Origin of the sequence: Azoarcus sp. L1K30, assembly GCF_018122735.1 — a bacterium.
GTDB lineage: Bacteria > Pseudomonadota > Gammaproteobacteria > Burkholderiales > Rhodocyclaceae > Parazoarcus.
Map to the genome: position 1 here is coordinate 3,754,526 of NZ_JAGRRD010000001.1, position 24,886 is coordinate 3,779,411.

Sequence of the window (24,886 nt, forward strand, 5' to 3'; positions counted from 1 at the left end):
GCGTCTGAGTGCTAACGCTTGCAAGAGTTCCCTGTGCGATGTGGAAGCCGGTCCTGCAAACGCCGTGTGGCCCGAGGCTGGCATGCGCGGTGCGAAGTGTGCTCGGGGCCGCACCGGGATGAGCGATAATCGCGGCCCGACTTCACTCATGGACGCGAACACATGCCCCAGGCCTTGGCGCTGATGGTGCAGGGCACCACCTCCGATGCGGGAAAGAGCACGCTGGTTGCCGGGCTGGCGCGCGCGCTGGTGAGGCGCGGACTGCGGGTGGCGCCGTTCAAGCCGCAGAACATGGCGCTCAATTCGGCGGTTACCGCGGACGGCGGCGAGATCGGTCGGGCCCAGGCGCTGCAGGCGGTGGCAGCGCGCATTGCGCCGCATACCGACTTCAACCCGGTGCTGCTCAAGCCGTCGTCCGATATCGGGGCGCAGGTCATCATCCATGGACGCGCGGCCGCGAATCTCTCGGCTCGGGATTATCACAACTACAAGCCGACTGCGATGGCTGCGGTCATGCAGTCGTGGCAGAGGCTGACGGCCGCCTACGACTGGGTGCTGGTCGAGGGCGCGGGCAGTCCGGCTGAAATCAACCTGCGCGATCGCGACATCGCCAACATGGGCTTTGCCGAGGCCGCTGACGTGCCGGTCATTCTGGTGGCCGATATCGATCGCGGCGGCGTGTTCGCGCATCTGGTCGGGACGCTCGATCTGCTGTCACCGTCGGAGCGGGCGCGGGTAAAGGGCTTCGTGATCAATCGTTTTCGTGGCGACATCGGTCTGCTGCAGTCCGGCCTCGACTGGCTGGAGTCGCGCACGGGGCGGCCGGTTTTCGGGGTGTTGCCTTACCTGCACGGGCTGTTTCTCGATGCCGAGGACGCACTCGCCGACGCGGCGCTCGATGGCGGTGGCGAGGCAGCCGTGTTGCGGGTGGTGGCGCCGGTCTACCCCCGGATCTCGAATCACACCGATCTTGATGCCTTGCGCTTGCACCCGCAGGTGGACTTTCGCTGGGTGGGGCCGGGGCAGGCGATGCCCGCAGCCGACCTCATCGTATTGCCGGGTTCGAAGAGCGTGCAGGCTGATCTGGCATGGCTGCGCGAACAGGGCTGGGACGCCGCGATGCTGAGACACTTGCGCTATGGCGGCAAGGTGGTGGGGATCTGCGGCGGCTTTCAGATGCTGGGGCGTACGCTGGGTGATCCGCATGGTGTCGAGGGCGGCGTGGGGAGCGTGCCCGGTCTCAGTGTGCTCGATATGGATACGGTACTCGAGCGCGAAAAGCAACTTGAGAATGTTACCGGCACGCTCTGCCTGAATGCTGCGGCAGCGGTCCGCGGCTACGAGATCCACATGGGTGTCTCTTCCGGCCCGGCCTTGCAGCGACCGGCGCTGCTGCTGGCCGACGGACGGCCGGATGGGGCGCTGTCGGCCGACGGCCAGGTGATGGGAACCTACGTGCACGGGCTGTTCGACACCCCGGATGCGCTGGATGCGCTGTTGCGCTGGGCCGGGGCGGAAGGCGACGTGACCCGCGTCGATCTGACGGTCCGTCGCGAAGCCGATCTCGACCGTCTTGCCGATGCAATCGAGGCGGCTGTCGATATCGACGGTCTGCTTGCGGCCGCTGCCGCCTGAACCATCACACCACGCCGTCTAGTGTAGTGGTGCGTGCTGTTTGGCACTTAAGGTGGCACAACGAAGCACCCTCCCCTTCAAGGGGAGGAGCCCATCAACGACCGCAATCGCCACCTACGATAAGTGCCATCAAGAGCGCATCACTACACTAGCGGCCCTTGAACACGGGCTTGCGCTTGTTGAGGAAGGCGTCGATCCCTTCGCGGTAGTCGTCTGTGGCGAGAAAGTCGAAGGCGCTGCGCCTTTCCTGCTCGCTCAGCGCAGGCCCGGTCGTCAGACGTCGCACCCACTGCTTGTGCCATTTCGCCACCAGTGGCGCGCCGGCGGCAATGCGGGCGGCGGTGGCGAGCGCTTCCGCAAACACGGCTTCGTCGTCGATGACCCGCGTCAACAGTCCTTTGGCGAGGGCTTCGCGGGCGTCGAGAATGCGCCCTTCGAGCAGGATTTCCAGCACCACCGCGGGCCCGACCAGCGCCAGCAATCCGGCCATTTCACCCGGATACATCGAAAAGCCGAGCTTGTTGATCGGCGCGCCGAAGCGTGCGGATGCACCGGCGATGCGGATGTCGCAGCAGCCGGCAATCTCCAGTCCGCCGCCAATGCACGCGCCCTGTATCGCCGCGATCGTTGGGACGGGGCAATCGCGGATGGCTTGCAGGGCCGCGGCCACCAGTTCTTCGTGGTAGTGCAATGCATCGTCCACCGTGGCACGGACGGTCAGGAACTCCTCGATGTCGCCTCCTGCGGCGAAGGCCTTGTCGCCTGCACCGCGCAGAATGATGCAACGCACGCGCTCGTCCTTGGCGCAGCTTTCCACTGCTGAACGCAGGTCGCGCCACATCGAGGCGTTGACCGCGTTGAGCCGGTCCGGATTGGAGAGGGCAACGGTGGCGATGCCGTCGCCGCAGTTAACAACGATCTGACTATCCATGAAGTATTTGACCCTTGTCAAAGGCACGCATGCGAAACACGGCGAGATTGCGACCTGCCGCGCAGCGTGAGAAATGCCCGCTGGCTGCGAGGCAGAAAAAAATTTTATTTTTCCATACGCAATAGTATGGAGTCTTGTGAATGATATATCATCCGCCCGATTGGCATGGGTCGCAGAAGACGGCCCAGCCTTCAGGAGGAGGGTGGAGGAGGCGACGATTTTTTCGTTGCATTCTTGAGGAGGGGTTCCAAATGTCTTCATCTGTCTATGCGCACATCAGGCGCAATCCGCGCTTTGCGGAACTCGTGGCCAGGCGCACGCGCTTTGCCACGATGCTATCCATTGTGGTGCTGGTGATTTTCTATGGTTTCGTGTTGACGGTGGCTTTCGCCCCCGAGGTGATTGCAATGCGCCTGTTCGAAGGCAGCAATCTCACCCTCGGTATCGCACTGGGGCTGTTCCAGTTCGCCCTGTTCTGGATCCTGACGCTGGTCTATGTCCGTCGTGCCAATGGCGAATTCGACGACATCAACAACGAGATCGTCCGTGCGGCGTGGAAGGAAGAAAAATAATGCGCCCATCCCTGATCTCCCGCCTGGCAGTTTCGTTTGCCATGTTTGCCGCGTCGGCCGTCGCCGTGGCCGGTCCCGCAGTCGAAGCCACCACCAAGCAGCCGCTCAATCTGCATGCGATCGCGATGTTCTTCGTCTTCGTGTTGATGACCCTGGGCATTACCTACTGGGCTGCAAGCCGCACCAAGACGACGTCGGACTTCTACACGGCCGGCGGCGGCATCACCGGCTTCCAGAACGGTCTGGCGATTGCAGGTGACTACATGTCCGCGGCGACGCTGCTCGGCCTGACCGCGATGATGTACATGCAAGGCGTCGATGCCTACATCTACATGATCGCCTTCTTCGTGGGCTGGCCGATCATCCTGTTCCTGATGGCGGAACGCCTGCGCAACCTGGGCAAGTTCACCTTCGCCGATATCACCTCCTACCGCCTCAATCAGGGCAAGGTGCGGACCATGGCGGCGATCAGTTCGCTGACCGTGGTGTGCTTCTATCTGGTGGCGCAGATGGTGGGTGCGGGTCAGCTGATCAAGCTGCTGTTCGGCCTTGACTACAATGTTGCGCTGTTCGTGGTCGGCGCGCTGATGATGGTGTATGTCACCTTCGGCGGCATGGTTGCGACCACCTGGGTGCAGATCATCAAGGCCTGTCTGCTGCTGATCGGGGGCACGACGGTGATGCTGCTGGCCTTCAGCCAGTTTGGCTTCAGCTTCGACGAACTGACCACTCGCGCCATGGAGGTGCATCGTCTGGGAGCCAAACTGCTGGCGCCGGGCAGCCTGCTGGCCGACCCGGTGACCGCCATCTCGCTCGGTATCGGCCTGATGTTCGGTACGGCGGGACTGCCGCACATCCTGATGCGCTTCTTCACCGTGACCGACGCCAAGGAAGCGCGCAAGTCGGTGCTGTTCGCCTCCGGCATCGTGGCCTACTTCTTCAACGTCATCGCGCTGATGGGCCTTGCCGCGATCCTGATCGTCGGCCAGAACCCCGAGTACTTCGAAGGCGGCGTGCTCGGTGGCAAGATCATCGGCGGCAACAACATGGTCGCGATGCATCTGGCGCAGGCGGTGGGCGGCAACCTGCTGCTGGGCTTCCTCTCGGCAGTGGCATTCGCCACCATCCTGGCGGTGGTGTCTGGTCTGGCGCTGGCCGGTGCATCGGCGATTTCGCATGACATTTACTCGCGTGTGATCATGAAGGGCAAGGCCTCCGAGACGACGGAGCTGCGCGTGTCGAAGTTCGCCACCATCGGTCTGGGCGTGGTTGCCGTGCTGCTCGGCATGGTGTTCGAGAAGATGAACGTGGCCTTCATGGTGGCGCTCGCCTTCGGTGTCGCTGCCTCGGCCAACTTCCCGGTGCTGATCATGTCCATGTACTGGAAGGGGCTGACCACGCGGGGTGCACTGGCGGGCGGCTATCTCGGCCTGTTCAGCGCGGTGGCTTTCGTCGTGCTGTCGAAGTCGGTGTGGGTGGATGTACTGGGTTATGCCTCGCCGATCTTCCCCTATACCCAGCCGGCACTGTTCTCGATGCCCCTGGCTTTCCTCGCGACGATCATCGTGTCCTTGCTCGACAACAGCGCTGAAGCGCAGAACGAGCGTGAAGCCTTTGGTGATCAGTACGTCCGTGCACAGACGGGCGTCGGCGCAGCAACGGCCGCTGCACACTGATCCGTCTGCTGCCTGAGCGCGTCCAATCGAAGACGCAACCCGGTACAAACCCCGTTCGGCGCTCGGTCGCCGGACGGGTTTTTTGCATTTCCAGGGATCGAATGGGGCGATTGGTGATCCAACCCCAACACTGAATGACCCGGAGAGCGAGATGAGCGCAATGCGTGTCGAGACGGATTCCATGGGGCCGGTCGAAGTGGCCGGAGACCGTTACTGGGGGGCCCAGACGCAGCGCTCGCTGCAGTACTTCGAGATCGGCACCGATCGTTTCTGCTGGCAACGGCCGATGATCCGCGCACTGGGCCTGCTGAAGAAGGCGGCCGCCGAGGCCAATGTCGCGCTCGGCGAGTTGGCGCCCGACCTTGGTGCGCTGATCGTGCGCGCCGCCGACGAAGTGATCGAGGGCCGGCTCGACGATCACTTTCCGCTGGTCGTGTTCCAGACGGGCTCGGGCACGCAGTCGAACATGAATGCGAACGAAGTCATCGCCAATCGCGCGATCGAGATGGCGGGGGGCATGCTCGGCAGCAAGATGCCGGTACATCCCAACGACCATGTGAATCGGGGGCAGTCTTCGAATGACACCTTTCCGACGGCCATGCATGTTGCGATCGTCGGCGAGCTCCACGCCCGGCTGCTTCCCGCGCTGGATCGACTGTGCGATACGCTGGCGGCGCGGGCGGCATTGTTCGGCGATGTCATCAAGACCGGGCGCACGCATCTGCAGGACGCCACGCCGATCACGCTGGGCCAGGAGATCGGCGCCTGGGTCAGCCAGATCGATTTCGGCGTGGAAGCGGTTCGCTCCGCCTTGCCCGGTCTGCACGCACTTGCCATTGGTGGAACGGCCGTGGGAACGGGGCTCAATGCCCATCCGCGCTTTGGCGCCATGGCGGCCGAGCGCCTGGCGCGGCTCACCGCCCACCCTTTCGTCAGTGCGCCCGACCGCTTCTTCGCATTGGCCGCGCATGACGCGCTGGTGCAGACCTCGGCCGCATTGCGCACGCTCGCCGGCGGTCTGATGAAAATGGCCAATGACGTGCGCTGGCTGGCGAGCGGGCCGCGTGGCGGGATTGGCGAGTTGCATATTCCCGAGAACGAGCCGGGGTCGTCGATTATGCCCGGGAAGGTGAATCCGACCCAGTGCGAGGCGCTCACCATGGTGTGTGCACAGGTGTTCGGCAATGACGCGACGGTGGCCTTTGCCGGCACCCAGGGCAATTTCCAGCTTAATGTGTACAAGCCGGTGATGGCGCACAACGTGCTGGAGAGCATCGCGCTCCTGGCCGATGCTTCCGACTCGTTCGAGCGCCACTGCGCACGCGGAATCGAGCCCGACCGCAAACGTATCCGCGAACACCTCGATGCCAACCTGATGCTGGTGACGGCGCTCAATCGCCATATCGGCTACGACCGTGCGGCGGAGATTGCCAAACGTGCTCAGCGGGACGGGCTGGGGCTGCGCGACGCAGCGATTGCCAGTGGCCACGTGAGTGCGGATGAGTACGATCGCTGGGTGGTGCCGGCAGCGATGACGCGGTCGTCGGTGGAGGACGACGACGCTTCGCGGTGATAGACTCGGACGCACTGCCCAGCCGATGCGCATGGCCTCGGCGGTCGGGTCTGGAGTGATCGTGAGCCTGCTCAACAATATCCTCGTCATCTGCGTGCTGATTGCCGTCAGCGCCTTCTTTTCCATCTCCGAGATTTCGCTGGCGGCGGCGAACAAGAACAAGCTGCGGCAGATGGCCGACGGCGGCGATCCCGATGCGCCGCGGGTGCTGCAGTTGCAGAGCAGCCCGGGGAATTACTTCACCGTGGTCCAGATCGGCCTCAATGCGGTGGCCATTCTGGGCGGGATCGTCGGTGAGCAGGCCCTGTCGCCTCATGTCGAAGCGGCCTTGCGCTCGATCCATGATGGCGCAATGGTGGGAAGCATCAGTTTCATCATCGCCTTCGTTGCCGTAACGTCGTCCTTCGTGCTGTTCGCCGATCTGATGCCGAAGCGGCTGGCCATGGTCGAGCCCGAGCGCATTGCCGTCGCCATCGTCGGGCCGATGTTGCTGTGCATGCGGGTGTTTGCGCCGCTGGTGTGGGTGTTCAACGGATTGGCCAATCGTCTCTTTCGCGCCTTGGGCATCTCCGGTGAGCGGATCGAGCGCATCACGGCCGCCGACATCGTGGCGATGGCAGATGCGGGCGCACAGGCGGGCGGCGTGTTGCGCCAGGAGCAGCACCTGATCCGTAATGTGTTCGAGCTCGATTCGCGCTTCGTGCCGTCGGCCATGACCTCGCGTGAGAGCATCGTTTTTCTCAGCCTGGGTGAAACCGAGGACAGTATCCGGCGCAAGATCGCCGAGCATCCGCACGGCAAGTTTCCGGTGTGCGAGCACTCCATTGACAGCGTCATCGGCTATGTCGATGCCAAGGACATCCTGCCCCGCATCCTGCAGGGTCTGGAACTGTCACTGCGAACGCAGCCCATCGTGCGCAAGGTACTGGTGTTGCCCGATACCCTGACCCTGTTCGAAGCACTCGAGCAGTTTCGCGACGCCAAGGAAGACTTCGCCCTCATCGTCAACGAGTATGCGCTGGTCGTCGGGCTATTGTCGTTGCAGGACGTGATGAACACGGTGATGGGCGATCTTGGCAGTCCCTTCCAGGAAGAGCTCATCGTGCGTCGCGACGACAATTCGTGGCTGATCGATGGCGTGACGCCGATCGAAGACGTCATGCAGGCGCTGGACATCGCGGTATTCGAAGGTTTCGAAAACTATGAAACCATTGCCGGCTTCCTGATGTACCGCCTGCGCAAGGTCCCGAAACGCACTGACAGTGTGGTGTATGGCGGCTACAAGTTCGAAGTCGTCGATATCGACAATTACCGTATCGACCAGGTGCTGGTGACACGGGACGCGGGCTGAACGTCGGCGTCAGGCTGCGCGGTTGCGCGCCTCGGCAATGCGGGCAAGCGCCTCGCGCCCGCTGCGGATGTGTGCGCGCATGTGCAATTCGGCCGCATCGGCATCGCGGGCAGAGAGCGCATCGAGGATCGCGCGGTGTTCGGCGAGGGACTGCTCAAGGCGCCCGTCGGAGAACAGCGAATGATGGCGTGACAGCTTGATGACCTTGCGCAGGTCTTCGATGACGTGCTGCAGCCAGCGATTGTCGGCGATGCCTTGCAATGTGTGGTGGAAGGCCTGGTTGGCCTCGAAGAAGCGGTCGATGTCGCGTGCGTCCGCGGCACGCTCCAGATCGGCATGAATGTGCTTCAGCGTCGCGAGTTCGGATTCTGTGGCGCGGGTGGCAGAAATGCGCGCGCATTCGCCCTCGAGCATCGCCATGACCTTGAACACTTCGTCCAGATCGCGTTCGGAAATCTCGGTCACATAGCAGCCCCGGCGCGGCTTGAGCGTGACCAGGCCTTCGGATGCCAGTACTTTGAGCGCTTCGCGCAGCGGCGTCCGGGAGATGCCGTAATCCTCGGCCAGCGCCTGCTCGTCCACCCATGTGCCCGGCTTCAGTTCATGCGCGAAGATGCGTTGCCGCAATCGTTCTGCAACTTCCTGGTACAGCGCAAGCGGGGCGATACGGGATGCGGTCATGGTGCTGAAGGATCTCCTTGGGTGAGGAGCATAGCTGCTTTTTGCTATTGTCCCTACCCATTGCATTCATAATTATGGATAAAGTATTATTCTGCGTGTAGAACAAGTCAACTTCCTTAGCGCGGCGTAGCATGGGAGGCTTCGGGTGAGAACCTGAAGAACATGAGAGGGATACGCCGCGCAGTGGAGCGCCGGCGACCGCCCGCAATGATTGCGGGCGGTCTCGTCGTCGCGTCAAAGCTGCTGCAACTTCGCCAAGCAACGCAATGCCGCTTTCACGGCCAATGTGTCAGAGAGGTTTTTCATGTCGAACGCCAACGAGCCCACCTATTCCCAGCCCAGCCTGGACGCCTGGACCAAGGCCGCATCCAAGCATGCCCCCGAAGGCGATGTGACCAAGCTGAACTGGACGACGCCGGAAGGGCTTACGGTCAAGCCGCTCTACACCGCGGCCGATATCGAGGGCCTGAAGCACGCCGACACGCTGCCGGGTTTCGAGCCCTTTTTACGCGGGCCGCAGCCGACGATGTATGCGGTGAAGCCGTGGACCATTCGTCAGTACGCTGGCTTCTCCACCGCAGAGGCGTCGAATGCGTTTTACCGCAAGGCGCTGGCTGCAGGTGGCCAAGGCGTGTCGGTGGCTTTCGATCTGGCCACCCATCGCGGCTACGACTCGGACAATCCGCGCGTGCTCGGCGACGTCGGCAAGGCCGGCGTGGCGATCGACTCGGTCGAAGACATGAAGATCCTGTTCGACAGCATTCCGCTGGACAAGGTCTCCGTGTCGATGACGATGAATGGCGCGGTGTTGCCGATTCTGGCCGGTTACATCGTGGCGGCCGAGGAGCAGGGCGTGCCGCAGGAGAAACTGTCGGGGACCATCCAGAACGACATCCTCAAGGAGTTCATGGTCCGCAACACCTATATCTATCCGCCGACGCCGTCGATGAAGATCATCGCCGACATCTTCGGCTACACCGCGCAGCACATGCCCAAGTTCAACTCGATCTCGATCTCGGGCTACCACATCCAGGAGGCGGGGGCGAACCAGGCCATCGAACTCGCCTTCACCCTGGCAGACGGCATGGAATACGTGCGCACGGGCATCAACAGCGGCATGGACGTCGACACCTTTGCGGGCCGCCTGTCCTTCTTCTGGGCGGTGGGCATGAACTTCTACCTTGAGATCGCCAAGATGCGCGCCGCGCGTCTGCTGTGGTGGCGGATCATGAAGCAGTTCAACCCCAAGAGCCCGAAGTCGATGATGCTGCGCACGCACAGTCAGACCTCCGGCTGGTCGCTCACCGAGCAAGACCCGTACAACAACGTCGTGCGCACCACCATCGAGGCGATGGCGGCGGTGTTCGGCGGTACCCAGTCGCTGCACACCAACGCGCTCGATGAGGCGATCGCACTGCCGACCGAGTTCTCGGCGCGTATCGCCCGCAATACCCAGATCATCATCCAGGAAGAGACCCACATCTGTAACGTGGTCGACCCCTGGGCGGGCTCCTACATGATGGAAAAGCTTACCCAGGACATGGCCGACAAGGCCTGGGCACTGATCGAGGAGATCGAGTCCATGGGGGGCATGACCAAGGCGGTCGAGTCGGGCTGGGCGAAGATGAAGGTCGAGGAGTGCGCGGCCGACAAGCAGGCCCGCATCGATTCGGGCAAGGACGTGATTGTCGGCGTCAACAAGTACAAGCTCGACAAGGAAGACCCGATCGACATCCTCGACATCGACAACCATGCGGTGCGCGAGTCGCAGGTGGCGCGTCTGGCCAAGATCCGCGCCAGCCGCGACGGTGCGGCGGTGCAGGCGGCGCTCGATGCGCTGACGCGTTGTGCAGAGACCGGCGAGGGCAATCTGCTTGATCTCGCAGTCAAGGCGGTGCGTCTGCGCGCCACGGTGGGCGAGGTCTCTGACGCGCTGGAGAAGGTCTTCGGCCGTTACCGTGCCAACCCCCAAGCCGTGTCCGGTGTCTATGGTGCCGTGGTGGAAAACGACAGCGACTGGAAAGAGCTCAAGGCCGACATCGAAGCCTTCGTGGCGGAAGAGGGCCGTCGGCCGCGCATCATGATCGCCAAGCTCGGCCAGGACGGTCACGACCGTGGCGCCAAGGTGGTGGCATCGGCCTTCGCCGATCTCGGGTTCGATATCGACGTCGGGCCGCTGTTCCAGACCCCGGAGGAGGTCGCGCGCCATGCGGTCGAGAACGACGTGCATGCGGTGGGCTGCTCCAGCCTCGCCGCCGGGCACAAGACGCTGGTGCCTGCGGTCATCAACGGATTGCGTGAACAGGGCGCCGACGACATCATCGTCTTCGTCGGCGGGGTGATTCCGGCGCAGGACTACGACACGCTGTATGCTGCCGGTGCCAAGGGCATCTTCGGACCGGGTACGCCGATCCAGAAGTCTGCGCGCGAAGTGCTCAAGCAGATCCGCGCAGCACGGGCCAAGGCCTGATTGCCGCAGGCAGGGGCGGCGGCTTGAGGGTCGCCGCCCCTGTCTGTGTCCGTCACTTCGACTGAATTCCATTCGCGTTCGATGACCGTCTCCGAAAACCCGTTCTCGCAGGCCGCCCTGAATGAAGCCATCGATCATGAACTGGTCGATGGCGTGCTTGCGCGCAAGCTGCGGCCGCTGGCGAAGACCATCACCCTGATCGAGTCCCAGCGCGAGGATCACAAGCTGCGCGCGCGCGCCGTGCTCGAGGCCTTGCTGCCCCATACGGGCAAGGCCATCCGGGTCGGGATTTCAGGGGTGCCGGGGGTGGGCAAATCCACCTTCATCGAATGCCTCGGCATGTATCTCATCGAGCAGGGCATGCGTGTCGCCGTGCTTGCGGTGGACCCTTCGTCGTCCGTGTCGGGGGGCTCCATTCTCGGCGACAAGACGCGCATGGAGCACCTGAGCCAGAACCCGGCCGCCTACATTCGCCCCAGCCCTTCGGCCTGCAGTCTTGGCGGCGTGGCTGAAAAGACCCGCGAAACCATGCTGGTGTGCGAGGCGGCGGGCTACGACGTCATCATCGTCGAAACCGTTGGGGTCGGTCAGTCCGAGACCGCGGTGGCCGGCATGACCGATATCTTCTGCCTGCTGCAACTGCCCAACGCCGGTGACGACCTGCAGGCGATCAAGAAGGGCATCATGGAGATTGCCGACCTGATCGTCATCAACAAGGCAGACATCGATCCCGCTGCCGCAATGCGGGCGAAATCGCAGATCAAGACCGCGCTGCACATGTTGCGCCCGATGAGCCAGAACTGGACCGTGCCTGTCATTACGCTGTCGGCGCTCAAGCGTGAAGGCGTGGCCGAATTCTGGGAGCAGGTCGTGCGTTACCGCGATACCTTGAGCAGGTCCGGCGAGTTTGAGGCCAAGCGCAGGCATCAGGCTCTGGCCTGGATGTGGGACATGATCGACGCCGGGCTGCGCAGCCGTTTTCGCAGCCACCCGCGCGTCAAGGGCGAATTGCCTCAACTGGCAAGCGCAGTCGAGCAGGGGGCGACCACGCCGTCGGCCGCCGCACTACGCCTGCTGGGGTATCTGAACTGAAGCACCGGAATTACGCAGCACCGAATTGCCCGCTCACCACGTTGTCGTGGTGGGGGACACAGAAAACCCGTTAAGGAGGTCATCAATGCAAGAGATCATTCGTCAGCTGGACGAGAAGCGCGCCAAGGCCCGTCTGGGCGGTGGCCAGAAGCGCATCGACGCCCAGCACGCCAAGGGCAAGCTCACCGCGCGCGAGCGTATCGAACTGTTCCTTGATGACGGCAGCTTCGAAGAATGGGACATGTTCAAGGAGCACCGCTGCAACGATTTCGGCATGAATGCCGATCACGTTCCTGGCGATGGCGTGGTGACGGGCTACGGCACGGTGAATGGTCGCCTGGTGTTCGTGTTCTCGCAGGACTTCACCGTCTTTGGCGGTTCGCTGTCGGAAACCCATGCGGAGAAGATCTGCAAGGTCATGGACCATGCGATGAAGGTCGGCGCGCCTGTGATCGGTCTCAATGACTCGGGCGGCGCGCGCATCCAGGAGGGGGTGGACTCCCTCGGCGGCTACGCCGACGTGTTCCAGCGTAACGTGATGGCCTCCGGCGTGGTGCCGCAGATCTCGCTGATCATGGGGCCGTGTGCAGGCGGCGCGGTATATAGCCCGGCAATGACCGACTTCATCTTCATGGTGAAGGACTCGTCCTACATGTTCGTTACCGGCCCCGAAGTGGTCAAGACTGTCACCCATGAGGAAGTCACCGCCGAAGAACTCGGTGGCGCGATCACCCACAACACCAAGTCCGGCGTGGCCGACCTCGCTTTCGAGAACGATGTCGAAGCGCTGATGATGACCCGCCGCCTGGTGGGCTTCCTGCCTTCGAGCAATCGTGAGAAGCCGCCCACGATTCCGATGGTCGATCCGGCTGATCGGCTGGATTTCTCTCTCGACACGCTGGTACCGGCAAACCCGAATCAGCCCTATGACATGAAGGAGCTGATCGTCAAGATGGTCGATGACGGCGACTTCTTCGAACTGCAGCCCGACTACGCCAAGAACATCATCATCGGCTTCGCCCGCATGGAGGGCTCGCCGGTCGGCATCGTCGCCAACCAGCCGCTGGTACTGGCCGGTTGCCTCGACATCAAGAGCTCGATCAAGGCTGCGCGCTTCGTGCGCTTCTGCGATGCCTTCAACATCCCCGTGGTGACGCTGGTGGATGTCCCTGGTTTCATGCCCGGCACCAGCCAGGAATACGGCGGCATCATCAAGCATGGTGCCAAGCTGCTCTATGCCTACGCCGAGTGCACCGTGCCCAAGGTCACCCTGATCACGCGCAAGGCTTACGGCGGCGCCTACGACGTGATGAGTTCCAAGCACCTTCGCGGCGACGTTAACTTCGCCTGGCCGTCGGCCGAAATCGCGGTGATGGGCCCGAAGGGCGCGGTGGAGATCATCTTCCGCGAGGAAAAGAACGATCCCGCCAAGATCGCGGAGCGCGAAGCCGAGTACAAGGCCCGCTTCGCCAACCCGTTCGTGGCCGGCGCACGTGGCTTCATCGACGACGTGATCATGCCGCACGAGACGCGCAAGCGCGTGTGCCGTTCGCTGGCCATGCTCAAGGACAAGGAACTCGAGAACCCGTGGCGCAAGCACGGCAACATTCCGCTCTGATTGCCGCACGAGGAAATAAGACATGTTTAAGAAGATCCTGATTGCAAACCGCGGTGAAATCGCCTGCCGCGTCATCAAGACCGCCCGCAAGATGGGCATTGCCACGGTGGCGGTGTATTCCGAGGCCGACAAGGACGCCCTGTTCGTGGAACTGGCGGATGAAGGCGTGTGCATCGGCCCCGCGGCCTCCAAGGAGTCCTATCTGGCGATGGACAAAATCATCGCCGCCTGCAAGCAGACCGGTGCCGAGGCCGTGCATCCTGGCTACGGCTTCCTGTCCGAGAACGCGGAGTTTTCGCGCCGGCTGGAAGAGGAGGGCATCAAGTTCATCGGTCCGAAGCACTACTCGGTCGCCAAGATGGGCGACAAGATCGAGTCGAAGAAGTTGGCGATCGAGGCCGGTGTGAACACCATCCCCGGCTACAACGATGCGATTGCCGGCCCCGACGAGGCGGTCGAGATCGCGAAGAAGATCGGTTATCCGGTGATGATCAAGGCATCGGCCGGTGGCGGTGGCAAGGGTCTGCGGGTGGCCTTCAACGACAAGGAGGCGCATGAGGGCTTCGCTTCCTGCGTCAACGAAGCGCGTAACGCTTTCGGCGACGATCGTGTCTTCATCGAGAAGTACGTGCTGGAACCGCGCCACATCGAGATTCAGGTACTGGGCGATGCGCACGGCAATTATGTGTACTTGAACGAGCGCGATTGCTCCATTCAGCGTCGTCACCAGAAGGTCATTGAGGAGGCGCCCAGCCCCTTCGTCGACCCCGAGATGCGCCGCGCAATGGGTGAGCAGGCGGTGGCGCTGGCGCGGGCGGTGAACTACGAGTCGGCCGGTACGGTCGAGTTCGTGGTGAGCGGCGCGACCAAGGAGTTCTACTTCCTGGAGATGAACACCCGTTTGCAGGTCGAGCACCCGGTCACCGAACTCATCACCGGGCTCGACCTCGTCGAGCAGATGATCCGCGTGGCTTACGGCGAGAAGCTGCCGCTGAGCCAGACCGATGTCGGCATCAACGGCTGGTCCATGGAGTGCCGCATCAACGCCGAAGACCCCTTCCGTGGCTTCCTGCCCTCGACAGGCCGACTGGTGAAGTTCCAGCCGCCGGCCGAGGTCGATGGTCAGGTGCGTGTCGACACCGGCGTGTATGAAGGTGGCGAGATCTCGATGTTCTACGACTCGATGATTGCCAAGCTCATCGTGCACGGCAAGGACCGCAATGAGGCCATCGAGCGCATGCGCGACGCGCTCAACGCCTTCGTGATCCGTGGCATCAGCTCCAACATTCCGTTCCAGGCGGCCTTGCTGCAGCATCCGCGTTTCTGCTCGGGCAATTTCAATACCGGCTTCATCGCCGAGGAATATCCGCAGGGTTTCGACGCGTCGATGGTGCCGCACGACGATCCCGCGCTGCTGGCAGCGGTTGCCACCTTCGCGCGCAAGCGTTACATCGACCGTGCCGTCCAGATCGACGGCCAGCTTGCCGGCCACGGCCGCAAGGTGGCTACCAACTGGGTGGTCGTCATGGCTGGCACGCAGTATCCGTTCTCCATTCGTCCGATCGAAGGAGGGTTGTCGCTGACCCATGGCGACACGACCTACGACATTGTCTCCGACTGGACCTTTGGCGATCTGCTGTTCAAGGGCACGGTCAATGGCCAGCCCATCTGTCTGCAGATCGAGCGCCGTGGGCTGCGCTACTGCATCTCGCATTTTGGCCTGCAGGTCGAACCCATGGTGATGACGGTGCATGCCGCCCATCTGCTGTCGCTGATGCCCGAGAAGCTGCCGCCTGATCTGTCGAAATTCCTGCTGTCGCCGATGCCCGGTCTGCTGCGCGAGGTGTCGGTCGTGGAGGGGCAGGAAGTGAAGGCGGGCGAGAAGCTGGCCGTGATCGAAGCGATGAAGATGGAAAACGTGCTCAAGGCGGACTGCGACGTCACGGTGAAGAAGATCGTCGTTGCGCCGGGCGCCAGCTTGTCGGTGGATGAGGTCATCATCGAGTTCGTTTGATCTGAAGTGTAGTTTCTACGCACTGTTTCGTTCGATGGGGAGGGAGACGCTGCCGGCAAGTCCGGCGGGGTGCCCGTCGGAGGGTGGGCCCGCGCAAGCGGGCCCTTTTTATTTTCTGGTGTCATTGCCAATGGCGCGAAACGCGGTGCCATAAACCGGCTATCATTATCCAAAATGACTTAGTGCATATTTGAGGCCAGGACTCGCGATGAAGTCCGCATCTTTCAACGAGATCTTGACGGCGCTCCCGTTCATCGAACGGGAAGGGCCGTTCGTGCGGATCTTTCTCGATGCCATTCCGGACCTCGTCTTTGTGAAAGACCGGAACGGCTGCTACCTCGGTTGCAACAGGGCGTTCGAGTCGAGCATCGGGCGGCTGGAGGCGGAGATCGTCGGCGTCGATGATGGAGCGATTTTTGGTGCGGAAGTCAGGGCGGCACGGGCTGCGCATGATCGTCTTGCATTCGAGCGCGGGGCGGCGGCACGCCGCGAGGAGCGCATCGTTTTTCCCGACGGTCGTGAACGGGTGCTGGATACGCTCACGACGCCGTTTCTCGACGCCGACGGATTCAGTGTGCTGATTGGTATCAGTCGCGACATCTGTGTGCTCAGGCATACCGAAGCGGCCTTGCTCAGCAGCCAGTCTTTGTTGGAACAGGTGCAGACACTTGCCCGTACCGGCACCTGGACCGTCGATCCTGTCACCAGCGAGCTCACCAACTGGTCCGCGCAAACCTATCGCAATCTGGGTATCGCCGAAGGGACACCGGCGACTTACGGCACTTTCCTCAATGCGGTGCATCCGGAAGACCGCGCGCGGGTGAACACTGCATGGCAGGCAGCCCTTGCCGGCGGGCGATACGACATCCAGCACCGGGTTGTCGTCGGTGGCGTGGTCAGGTGGGTCCACGAGCGCGCCGATCTGCGGCGTGACAGCGCGGGGCACTTGCTGGGCGGTATCGGGATGGTCCAGGACATTACCGAGCAGATGCATGCCGAGCAAAAGCTCAAACAGGCCGCTGCGGTATTCGAGAATACCGCAGAGGCTGTTCTCATCACCGATGTCGATCATCGTATCGTCGCCGTCAACCGCGCGTTTACGGTGATAACGGGCTACACCGCAGACGAGGCGATCGGGCGCAAGCCCAGCATGCTCAGTTCGGGCCGTCAAGGCGAGTCGTTCTATGCCGGCATGTGGCGCGAGGTCAGCGTGACCGGGCACTGGCAGGGTGAAATCTGGAACCGGCGCAAGGGTGGCGAGGTCTTCCCCGAATTGCTCACGGTGTCCACCGTGCGTGACGAGGAAGGATTCATCACGCATTTTGTCGGGGTGTTTTCAGACATCAGTGCAATGAAGCAGGCCGAGGCGAAATTGCAGCATCAGGCGCACTACGACGCCCTCACCGACTTGCCGAACCGCGTGTTGCTCAATCTGCGTCTGGAGCACGGCGTGGAGCGTGTTCGCCGCAGCGGGATGATGATGGCCGCGCTGTTCATGGACATCGATCGCTTCAAGAACATCAATGACAGCCTCGGTCATCCGGTGGGCGACGAATTGTTGATCGAGATCGCGCAGCGCTTGCGTGGGCGGATGCGGGCGGAAGACACCCTGGCCCGCCTCGGTGGCGACGAGTTCGTGATTCTGCTCGATCGCATCCAGCGCGCCGAGGATGTCGCCAACTTCGCGCAGGAAGTGATCGATCTGATGAACCAGCCCTACCACCTGAGCAGTGGCCAGGAGGTGTTCGTCGGCGCCAGCATCGGCATCAGCCTCTTTCCGCACGACAACGACGACCACCGCCAGCTTATTCGCAACGCGGACGCTGCGCTCTACGAGGCCAAGGCGGCCGGTCGCAATGTCTATCGCTTCTATACCGAGGCCCTGACTGCTGCGGCGCAGGAACGGCTCGCGCTCGAGGTTGCGCTGCGGCGGGCGCTCGAACGCGATGAGTTGGTGCTGCACTACCAGCCCGTGATTGCAGTCGCATCGGGGCACACCATTGGCGTCGAGGCGCTGGTGCGATGGCGGCAGAGCAGCGGCGAACTGACATCCCCGCAACGGTTCATTCCGGTGGCGGAGGAAACGGGCCTGATCGTTCCGCTCGGGGCCTGGGTCATGGAACAGGCCTGCCGTCAGGGACGCGCCTGGCTGGACGCGGGAGACGTGCTCTCCGTCGCGGTCAATCTGTCGTCGCGCCAGTTTGCCGATGGCGCGCTGGTGGATATGGTGCGTGGCGTGCTGGATCGCACCGGGTTTCCCGCCCCGCTGCTGACCCTCGAGCTGACCGAGAGTGCGGTGATGGCACAGCCGGATCGGGCAGTGGACGTCCTGAAGGCGCTGAAAGCCATCGGTGTCAAATTTTCGATCGATGACTTTGGTACGGGTTACTCCTCGCTGGCGTATCTCAAGCGCTTCCCGGTCGATGCCCTCAAGATCGATCGAAGTTTCGTTGCGGACATCGTGCGCGACGAAAGCGATCGCATGATCGTGTCGACCATTGTGGCGATGGCGCACCAGTTGCGGCTCGATGTCATCGCCGAGGGGGTCGAAACCGCGGAGCAACTGGCGCTTCTCTCCGCGCTTGGATGTGCCGCGTGTCAGGGTTATCTGTTCGGGCACGCAGTCAACGCCAGCGAGATCTGCGTCAGCTGAGGCATCACAGGCGGGTTGCTATATTTGCGCAATAATAATTTGTTGAATATAATTCGCGAACCCAGTGCTGACGGGATCGCCGTCGGCCGCACCCGGACCGGCATTGAGGCGTTCGCCCATTGACCATACCGCCCCCGGTCCCCACCCATCCCCGGATCTGTCTGCCCATTTGACGATGCTGTTCAGTCACGGCGGGCGGTGCCCGACGCAAGGAGGAGATCAAGATGACTCAGCAGACGCAGCATCTGGCGCGAACCTGGCCCATTGCCCGTACTGACGACGTTCAGGATCGACCGTTCCAGATCTATACACAGCGCGATCTCGACCGTATCGAGCCGCTCACACGCCTGTCCGCGGAGGCCCGCTTCGAGATGAAAGTGGTGTCGACCGTGTTGCCCTTCAGGGTGAACCAGTACGTCGTCGATGAACTGATCGACTGGGATCAGGTTCCCGATGATCCCATCTACCAGCTGACCTTCCCGCAGCGTGGCATGCTCGCCGACGAACATTTCGAGCGCATCGCAAAACTGTATCGCGAAGGTGCGGACAAGGCCGACATCGAGGCCGCCGCACATGAAGTCCGGCTCGCACTCAATCCACATCCCGCGGATCAGATGGAAATGAACATGCCGCGGGATGCGGAGGGCAACCGGCTCGAAGGGATTCAGCACAAATATCGTGAAACGGTGCTGTTCTTCCCCAGCCAGGGGCAGACCTGCCACAGCTATTGCACCTTCTGTTTCCGCTGGGCGCAATTTGTCGGCGACAAGACCTTGCGTATTGCCGCATCCGAAGCGCGAATGTTGCACGACTACCTGCGGGATCACCAAGAGGTGACCGACCTGCTGTTTACCGGTGGCGACCCGATGGTGATGAAGACGAAACACCTGCAGGGTTACCTTGAGCCCCTGCTGGCGGCAGAATTCGATCACATTCAGACCATCCGCATCGGTACCAAGGCGCTGAGTTTCTGGCCGCACCGCTTCCTGGGGGCTGCGGATGCGGATGAGCTCATTGCGCTGTTGGAACGGATGGTCAAGGCTGGCAAGCATGTTGCTCTGATGGCGCACTATAACCACTGGCGCGAGATGGAAACCCCGGCAGCGCGTGCGGCGATCCGCCGCATTCGCGGCACCGGCGCGGTGATTCGTGCCCAGGGGCCGTTGATCCGTCACATCAACGACGATCCCGATGTCTGGGCACGAATGTGGAAGACGCAGGTCAGCCTTGGCATCGTGCCGTACTACTTCTTCGTCGAGCGCGATACCGGGGCACGCAACTACTTCGAGGTGCCACTGGCGCGGGCCTGGGAGATCTACCGCGGCGCCATTCAGCAGGTGTCCGGACTTGCACGTACGGCGCGCGGTCCGAGCATGAGCGCCAGTCCGGGCAAGGTCGAGGTGCAGGGCGTGTCGGAGATCAACGGCGAGAAGGTCTTCGTGCTGCGCTTCATTCAGGGGCGGAATCCGGACTGGGTGCAACGCCCCTTCTTTGCCAAATACGATGATCAGGCCACCTGGCTGCACCACCTCAAGCCGGCATTCGGCGAAGAGAAGTGGTTCTGGGAAGACGAATACCAGGCGATCCGCGAGGAAAAGGTGGGCGCAGCCGCCTGATCCGGGCAAGGGCGCAGCTGTGTCATGCAACGGGCCCGGGCAGTCGGGCCCGTTGCAGTTGACGCGGCGGCCAATCGCCGGATGATATCTCTCGTGGCAGGCCGGGGAGTCGTCGATGCGTCTGGATAATGGCAGGGAAAGCAGCAATATCGAGGATCGACGTGGCGAGGGTGGACCACGTCGCGGATTGGGCGGTGGCGGCCGGATTGGTATCGGCACCATCGTACTGGTGCTGGTGGCGATGTATTTCGGCGTCGATCCAAGTATCGTGCTCAACGGCGCAGGGGTGATGAGTCCGCCGACGGCGGAGTCGTCCCGCCCACCTGCGTCCGCGCAGGACGATTCCGCCCGCTTCGTCTCCATGGTACTCGCCGATACCGAGGACACCTGGCGAGCGCTGTTCAGTGGGGGTGGTCGCCGCTACGTCGAACCTCGGCTGGTGCTCTATCGCGGCGCGACTCAGAGCGCGTGTGGACTCGGGCAGGCCGAAATGGGGCCCTTCTACTGCCCTGCCGACAGCAAGGTCTATCTCGACCTGGATTTCTTCGCCGAACTTCGCAGCCGCTTTCACGCGCCGGGGGATTTCGCGCAGGCCTACGTGATTGCCCACGAGATTGGCCATCACGTGCAGAACCTGTTCGGTATTTCCGCCAAGGTTCAGGATGCGCGCCAGCGTCTTTCGGCGCGCGAGTCCAACCTGCTGTCGGTCAAGCTGGAACTACAGGCCGATTGCCTGGCCGGGGTGTGGGCACACCACGCCGAGCGCAGCCGGCAGGTGCTCGAGGCCGGCGACCTCGAGGAGGCACTCGCGGCCGCGGCGGCCACGGGGGACGACACCTTGCAGAAGCAGGCGCGAGGCTACGCCGTGCCCGACAGCTTTACGCACGGTAGCGCGGCGCAGCGTGCGCAATGGTTTCGCACTGGATTCAATGCAGGCAGCTTGCGCGCCTGTGACACGTTCAGCGTCGCCGCTCATTGACCGTCTGACGGGCATGTGCGCGCAGGTGTCCTCACTCAGCCTGCGGCCAGGCGGGCAAACGCGTCCACGACTTCAGGCGGGGCCTGAACCAGTTCGATCAACACCCCTTCGCCCCCGATCGGAAACTCGTCGTTGCCCTTCGGGTGCAGGAAGGTGATGTCGAAGCCGGCCGCGCCGCGGCGGATGCCGCCGGGTGCAAAGCGTACGCCTTGAGCCGTCAGCCATTCCACCGCCTTGGGAAGATCATCGATCCAGATCCCGACATGGTTCAGCGGGGTGGCGTGAACGGCGGGCTTTTTCTCGGGGTCGAAAGGCTGCATCAGATCGACCTCGACCTTGAACGGGCCAGCACCCATGGCACAGATATCCTCGTCCACATTCTCGCGTTCGGAGACGAAGTTGCCGGTGATCTCGAGGCCAAGCATGTCTACCCACAAGGTCTTGAGTTTTTCCTTGCTGGGACCGCCGATGGCAATTTGCTGAATGCCGAGGACTTTGAACGGACGCTGGGACATGAAGGACTCCTGGTTGGCGTGGATTAATAATCCATAATTATAGAGGATGGAGGCTCCAACAACGATGGGAAATCCAACGCGACGAATGGGGCGATTCAGAATGCGCCCGTGAAGCTATCGGCCAAAGAGGTTAAAGATGGTCTGCCTTAGCCAAGCGTGGGCAGGGTCTTTCTGAAACCGCTGATGCCATATCAAGAGCACGTCAATCACTGGGGATTCCATCGGCGTTTCCACGTAACGGAGGTCGCCATGCAAGACCAGCAACTCGGCGAGGTCGCGTGGAATGGTGGCGATCAGGTCCGAACGCTCAATGATGGGTAGCAGACTCATGAAGTGCGAGATATGTACCTTTACCCGTCGCTGGATGCCCTTCGCCTTGAGAAACTGTTCAAAGACATGTTCTCGACCGCCGGGCGTGACCACCGCGTGTTCGAGCATGCAGAACTGCTCGATCGTGAGCGCGTCCCCGATGCCGGGGTGATCCTTTCTGCAGATGCATACATGTTTGCTCTTGAACAGGCGCTGCTGAAAGAAGCCGCCGCGCCTTAGGTCCGGGAAATACCCGATGGCCAGGTCCACAGCCCCGGACTCCAGTGCCTCCGCCGCAACTTCGCGGGGGAGGCCGAACGTCTTCACACTGATCAGCGGTGCGGAAGAGGCGAGTGCCGACAGCAAGTTCGGGAGAAAGTTGACTTCCGCGATGTCGGGCGCCAGCAAGGAGAAGGACCGCTCGCTGAGGGAAGGGTCAAACGTCTTCGGCTTGAGGATGGCGTTCTCGATCGCCTGAACGATCTGCCTGACCTCAGGGCCCAGGGCTTCGGCCCTGGGTGTCGGCACCATGCTGCTGCCAGAGCGCACGAACAGCGGGTCGTCCATCAAGCTCCGCAGGCGATTAATCGCTGCGCTCATGGCAGGCTGACTCAGTCCCAGTGATTCACCGGCTTTGGTGACTTGCCGATGGCGAAACATCGCATCGAAGACCAGCAGCAGATTGAGGTCGGTTGTTCTTGCATCCATGTGGTGGATTTCCTGTATCCATGAAATCGTCTTGGTGGATTCTACATCGCCTTCTAAACTCGTCTCAAAGAATTGAGCTCCCGCCACTTGGCAGGGAAGGTCATCAAGGAGACAAAGCATGAACGAACTTTCGTTGGACGCTGCGCAGCGCATCATTGCAGACGCGCTGGTCGCTTCGCGCGATGCTGGCTACAAGCCTATGGCCGTTGCAGTGGTGGACAAGGCTGGGCACTTGAAGGCCTTTGCGCGTGAAGACGGTGCCAGCATGTTTCGTTCCGATATAGCGCTGGCCAAAGCGTGGGGCGTGGTGGGCATGGGGGTTTCCAGCCGCCAGCTGGCCCAGCGCGCGGCCGACAACCCCAACTTCTTCGTCTCGCTGGCGGCGACGTCCCAAGGGCGGTTTCTTGCGCAGACGGGCGCCGTGCCCATCCGCACCCCCGAGGGCGAATTGCTCGGGGCGGTGGGGGCCAGCGGCGGAACGGGTGACGAGGATGAGCAGGTGTGCATCGCCGGCGTTCGCGCCGCTGGACTCCGGTTCGACTGAGTGCCCGCCATGTCCTGCAGATGTGGTGTTGACGTGCACGCTCACGTCGTTCCTGCGCAGTTTCCCCGGTCGCTGACAAACCCGTCACCCCGTGGTTGGCCGTCGACAGTCGAAGCCGGTGCCTGTCACCGGCAGGTGATGATTGATGGCAAGAACTACCGCACGGTATCCGATCATTGCTGGAGCACCTCTCGCCGACTGGCCGATTTCCAGGAGTTGGGTCTTTCGCTGCAGGTGATCTCTCCGATGCCCGAGCTTTTGGGGTACTGGCTGCCGGCTGCCGACGGTGCCTTGTTGGCCCGCTACATGAATGAACAGATCGCCGCCATGGTGGCAGAGTCTGGTGGCCGGCTGCTGGGCATGGGCACGGTGCCGTTGCAGGACATGAATCTGGCGCTCGCCGAACTGCCGCATCTGAAGCACAGCCTGGGTCTGGTGGGGGTGGAGGTTGGTAGCAACATCAACGGAACGGTGATCGGCGATCTGGCTTTCGACCCGTTCTTTGAGGCTTGTGTCGATCTGGACATCCCGGTCTTTGTTCACGCGCTGCGACCCGCGGGCATGGATCGCCTGGTCGGGCCGGCACCCTTGCAGCAAATCCTGGCCTATCCGACGGACGTGGGCCTGGCTGCGGCATCGGTGCTTACCTCGGGCCTGCTCAGGCGCCATCCTCGGCTGCGCATCGCCTTCAGTCATGGCGGTGGCACGCTCGCCAGCTTGCTGCCACGACTGCGCCAGTCGATGTCCGTGTTTCCTGCGATCGCTGAGTGTCTGGTTCTGGATCCGGCTGAGCAGGTCCGCTCCATGTACTTCGACACCCTCGTGTTCGACGGCCCCATGTTGCGTCATCTCGTGAATGTGTTTGGTGCCACACAGCTGATGGTGGGAACCGACTACCCATTCAACTTCCGCGACCAAAAGCCCATGCAGCGCCTCGAACAGTCCGGATTCGATGCAACAGTCATTGAGCAGTTATCTCACCTGAATGCCCGACGCTATCTCGGCATCACCAACCATTGAATGGAGGAGTTCCGTGTCTCATGCATCGTCTTTGGTTCGCGCTCTGAGGAGCATTGCGCTCTACGTGCCCGACCTCGTAAAAGCGGAGCAGTTCTACACCGAGGTCTGGCATTTGCAGGTCGTGTCGCGTGTGGATAATGCGATCTATCTCGCAGGGGCCGGACAGGATCATCACCTGCTATCGCTGCATCAGCGTGATGGCGAAACGGGCATTCGCCACGTGACCCTGCGCGCATGCGACCTGAAGGCGCTGGATGAAGTTGCGCGCCGAGCCGTGAGCGCTGGGGGTCGTGTCGTGTCGGATTTGGCGCCTTGTGAGGAGCCTGGTGGCGGCACGGCGGTGGTTGTGGCCGACCGTGACGGCCGGCGCTTCCAGTTGGTGTGCGGTGATGAACGGGTGGATGGACGTCCCAGCGATCCGGATCAACCCATCCGCCTCGCGCATGTGGTGCTCAACTGCCAAGACGTTGAGGACACGCAAAGCTTCCTGGAGATGGCGCTCGATTTTTCGCTGTCCGACCGGACCCGCATCATGGCCTTCATGCGCTGCAATAGCGACCACCACTCGATTGCACTCGGCGACACAGACAACAATGCCTTGAATCACATCGCCTTCCTGATGCCGGATCTGGATGCGGTGATGAGAGGCGGTGGCCGCATGCGCGATGCGGGATACGAAATCGCCTGGGGGCCCGGCCGTCACGGTCCAGGCAACAACGCTTTCAACTACTTCATTGGCCCGTTTGGCGAGGTCATTGAATACACCGCTGAGGTCGAGCAGATCGATGACAGCTACCACGTCGGTGGCCCGTCTGACTGGACCTGGCCACCCGGGCGCATTGACCAATGGGGTATTTCAGCTATACCCGCTGCCACTCTGAAGCAGGCGCAGCGCAGTGTGTTCTTCTCAACCCATCCCTGAATCTGCG

The 24,886-nt window shown here is 62.3% G+C and carries 19 protein-coding genes; 15 read left to right on the plus strand and 4 right to left on the minus strand.

Annotated features, from left to right (window positions below; translation table 11 throughout):
• The first annotated feature begins 162 nt into the window (after window positions 1-162).
• The gene (locus tag J5J83_RS17255) at window positions 163-1,635 is read left to right on the plus strand and encodes a cobyric acid synthase (protein ID WP_212351183.1); all 1,473 of its coding nucleotides are present in this window, start codon (window positions 163-165) and stop codon (window positions 1,633-1,635) included.
• 148 nt (window positions 1,636-1,783) lie between these two features.
• On the opposite strand, the gene J5J83_RS17260 is transcribed toward J5J83_RS17255, so the two are convergent.
• Complete coding sequence (locus J5J83_RS17260) at window positions 1,784-2,566, minus strand: enoyl-CoA hydratase-related protein (RefSeq protein WP_212351184.1); 783 nt, start codon at window positions 2,564-2,566, stop codon at window positions 1,784-1,786.
• Between the two features lie 251 nt (window positions 2,567-2,817).
• On the opposite strand from J5J83_RS17260, the gene J5J83_RS17265 reads away from it, so the two are divergent.
• From J5J83_RS17265 to J5J83_RS17280, 4 genes are all read left to right on the plus strand, one after another.
• Window positions 2,818-3,138 carry a DUF485 domain-containing protein gene (locus J5J83_RS17265; protein ID WP_212351185.1) on the plus strand — a complete coding sequence of 107 codons (321 nt, stop codon included), beginning with the start codon at window positions 2,818-2,820 and terminating at the stop codon, window positions 3,136-3,138.
• Window positions 3,138-4,814 (plus strand): cation acetate symporter, encoded by a 1,677-nt coding sequence (locus J5J83_RS17270; RefSeq protein ID WP_212351186.1) that lies wholly within the window; start codon window positions 3,138-3,140, stop codon window positions 4,812-4,814. Before J5J83_RS17265 ends, J5J83_RS17270 begins: the two co-directional genes overlap by 1 nt.
• Window positions 4,815-4,965: 151 nt before the next feature.
• Complete coding sequence (gene fumC / locus J5J83_RS17275) at window positions 4,966-6,387, plus strand: class II fumarate hydratase (protein ID WP_212351187.1); 1,422 nt, start codon at window positions 4,966-4,968, stop codon at window positions 6,385-6,387.
• 61 nt (window positions 6,388-6,448) lie between these two features.
• Window positions 6,449-7,738, plus strand: coding sequence for a hemolysin family protein (locus J5J83_RS17280; RefSeq protein ID WP_349251916.1), 1,290 nt, complete (start codon window positions 6,449-6,451; stop codon window positions 7,736-7,738).
• A gap of 9 nt (window positions 7,739-7,747) precedes the next feature.
• Here the strand turns inward: J5J83_RS17280 and J5J83_RS17285 are convergent, their stop codons facing one another.
• On the minus strand, window positions 7,748-8,419 hold the full coding sequence (locus J5J83_RS17285) for a GntR family transcriptional regulator (protein WP_212351189.1): 672 nt from the start codon (window positions 8,417-8,419) through the stop codon (window positions 7,748-7,750).
• Window positions 8,420-8,723: 304 nt separating this feature from the next.
• On the opposite strand from J5J83_RS17285, the gene scpA reads away from it, so the two are divergent.
• From scpA to J5J83_RS17320, 7 genes are all read left to right on the plus strand, one after another.
• Window positions 8,724-10,889 (plus strand): methylmalonyl-CoA mutase, encoded by a 2,166-nt coding sequence (scpA, locus tag J5J83_RS17290; protein ID WP_212351190.1) that lies wholly within the window; start codon window positions 8,724-8,726, stop codon window positions 10,887-10,889.
• 81 nt (window positions 10,890-10,970) lie between these two features.
• Window positions 10,971-11,981, plus strand: coding sequence for a methylmalonyl Co-A mutase-associated GTPase MeaB (gene meaB / locus J5J83_RS17295; RefSeq protein WP_212351191.1), 1,011 nt, complete (start codon window positions 10,971-10,973; stop codon window positions 11,979-11,981).
• Window positions 11,982-12,066: 85 nt separating this feature from the next.
• The gene (locus tag J5J83_RS17300; RefSeq protein WP_212351192.1) at window positions 12,067-13,599 is read left to right on the plus strand and encodes an acyl-CoA carboxylase subunit beta; all 1,533 of its coding nucleotides are present in this window, start codon (window positions 12,067-12,069) and stop codon (window positions 13,597-13,599) included.
• Between the two features lie 22 nt (window positions 13,600-13,621).
• Window positions 13,622-15,613 carry an acetyl-CoA carboxylase biotin carboxylase subunit gene (gene accC, locus J5J83_RS17305; protein WP_212351193.1) on the plus strand — a complete coding sequence of 664 codons (1,992 nt, stop codon included), beginning with the start codon at window positions 13,622-13,624 and terminating at the stop codon, window positions 15,611-15,613.
• Between the two features lie 208 nt (window positions 15,614-15,821).
• Complete coding sequence (locus tag J5J83_RS17310; RefSeq protein WP_212351194.1) at window positions 15,822-18,266, plus strand: EAL domain-containing protein; 2,445 nt, start codon at window positions 15,822-15,824, stop codon at window positions 18,264-18,266.
• 224 nt (window positions 18,267-18,490) lie between these two features.
• Window positions 18,491-19,882, plus strand: a complete 1,392-nt coding sequence (locus tag J5J83_RS17315; RefSeq protein WP_212351195.1) for a lysine 2,3-aminomutase — start codon at window positions 18,491-18,493, stop codon at window positions 19,880-19,882.
• A 115-nt stretch (window positions 19,883-19,997) separates the two neighbouring features.
• The gene (locus J5J83_RS17320; RefSeq protein WP_212351196.1) at window positions 19,998-20,861 is read left to right on the plus strand and encodes a neutral zinc metallopeptidase; all 864 of its coding nucleotides are present in this window, start codon (window positions 19,998-20,000) and stop codon (window positions 20,859-20,861) included.
• A 35-nt stretch (window positions 20,862-20,896) separates the two neighbouring features.
• Here the strand turns inward: J5J83_RS17320 and J5J83_RS17325 are convergent, their stop codons facing one another.
• Both J5J83_RS17325 and J5J83_RS17330 read right to left on the minus strand, forming a co-directional pair.
• Complete coding sequence (locus J5J83_RS17325; RefSeq protein ID WP_212351197.1) at window positions 20,897-21,376, minus strand: VOC family protein; 480 nt, start codon at window positions 21,374-21,376, stop codon at window positions 20,897-20,899.
• 114 nt (window positions 21,377-21,490) lie between these two features.
• The gene (locus J5J83_RS17330; protein ID WP_212351198.1) at window positions 21,491-22,393 is read right to left on the minus strand and encodes a LysR family transcriptional regulator; all 903 of its coding nucleotides are present in this window, start codon (window positions 22,391-22,393) and stop codon (window positions 21,491-21,493) included.
• Window positions 22,394-22,511: 118 nt separating this feature from the next.
• Between J5J83_RS17330 and J5J83_RS17335 the strand changes: the two genes are divergently transcribed.
• The 3 genes from J5J83_RS17335 to J5J83_RS17345 are packed head-to-tail and all read left to right on the plus strand — an operon-like array spanning window position 22,512 to window position 24,879.
• A complete protein-coding gene (locus J5J83_RS17335; protein WP_212351199.1) occupies window positions 22,512-22,937 on the plus strand; it encodes a heme-binding protein in 426 nt (141 codons plus the stop codon).
• A 9-nt stretch (window positions 22,938-22,946) separates the two neighbouring features.
• Entirely contained in the window at window positions 22,947-23,957 is a 1,011-nt protein-coding gene (locus tag J5J83_RS17340; RefSeq protein WP_249115771.1) for an amidohydrolase family protein, read from the plus strand.
• Window positions 23,923-24,879, plus strand: a complete 957-nt coding sequence (locus tag J5J83_RS17345; protein ID WP_249115772.1) for a VOC family protein — start codon at window positions 23,923-23,925, stop codon at window positions 24,877-24,879. Before J5J83_RS17340 ends, J5J83_RS17345 begins: the two co-directional genes overlap by 35 nt.
• Window positions 24,880-24,886: the final 7 nt, after the last annotated feature.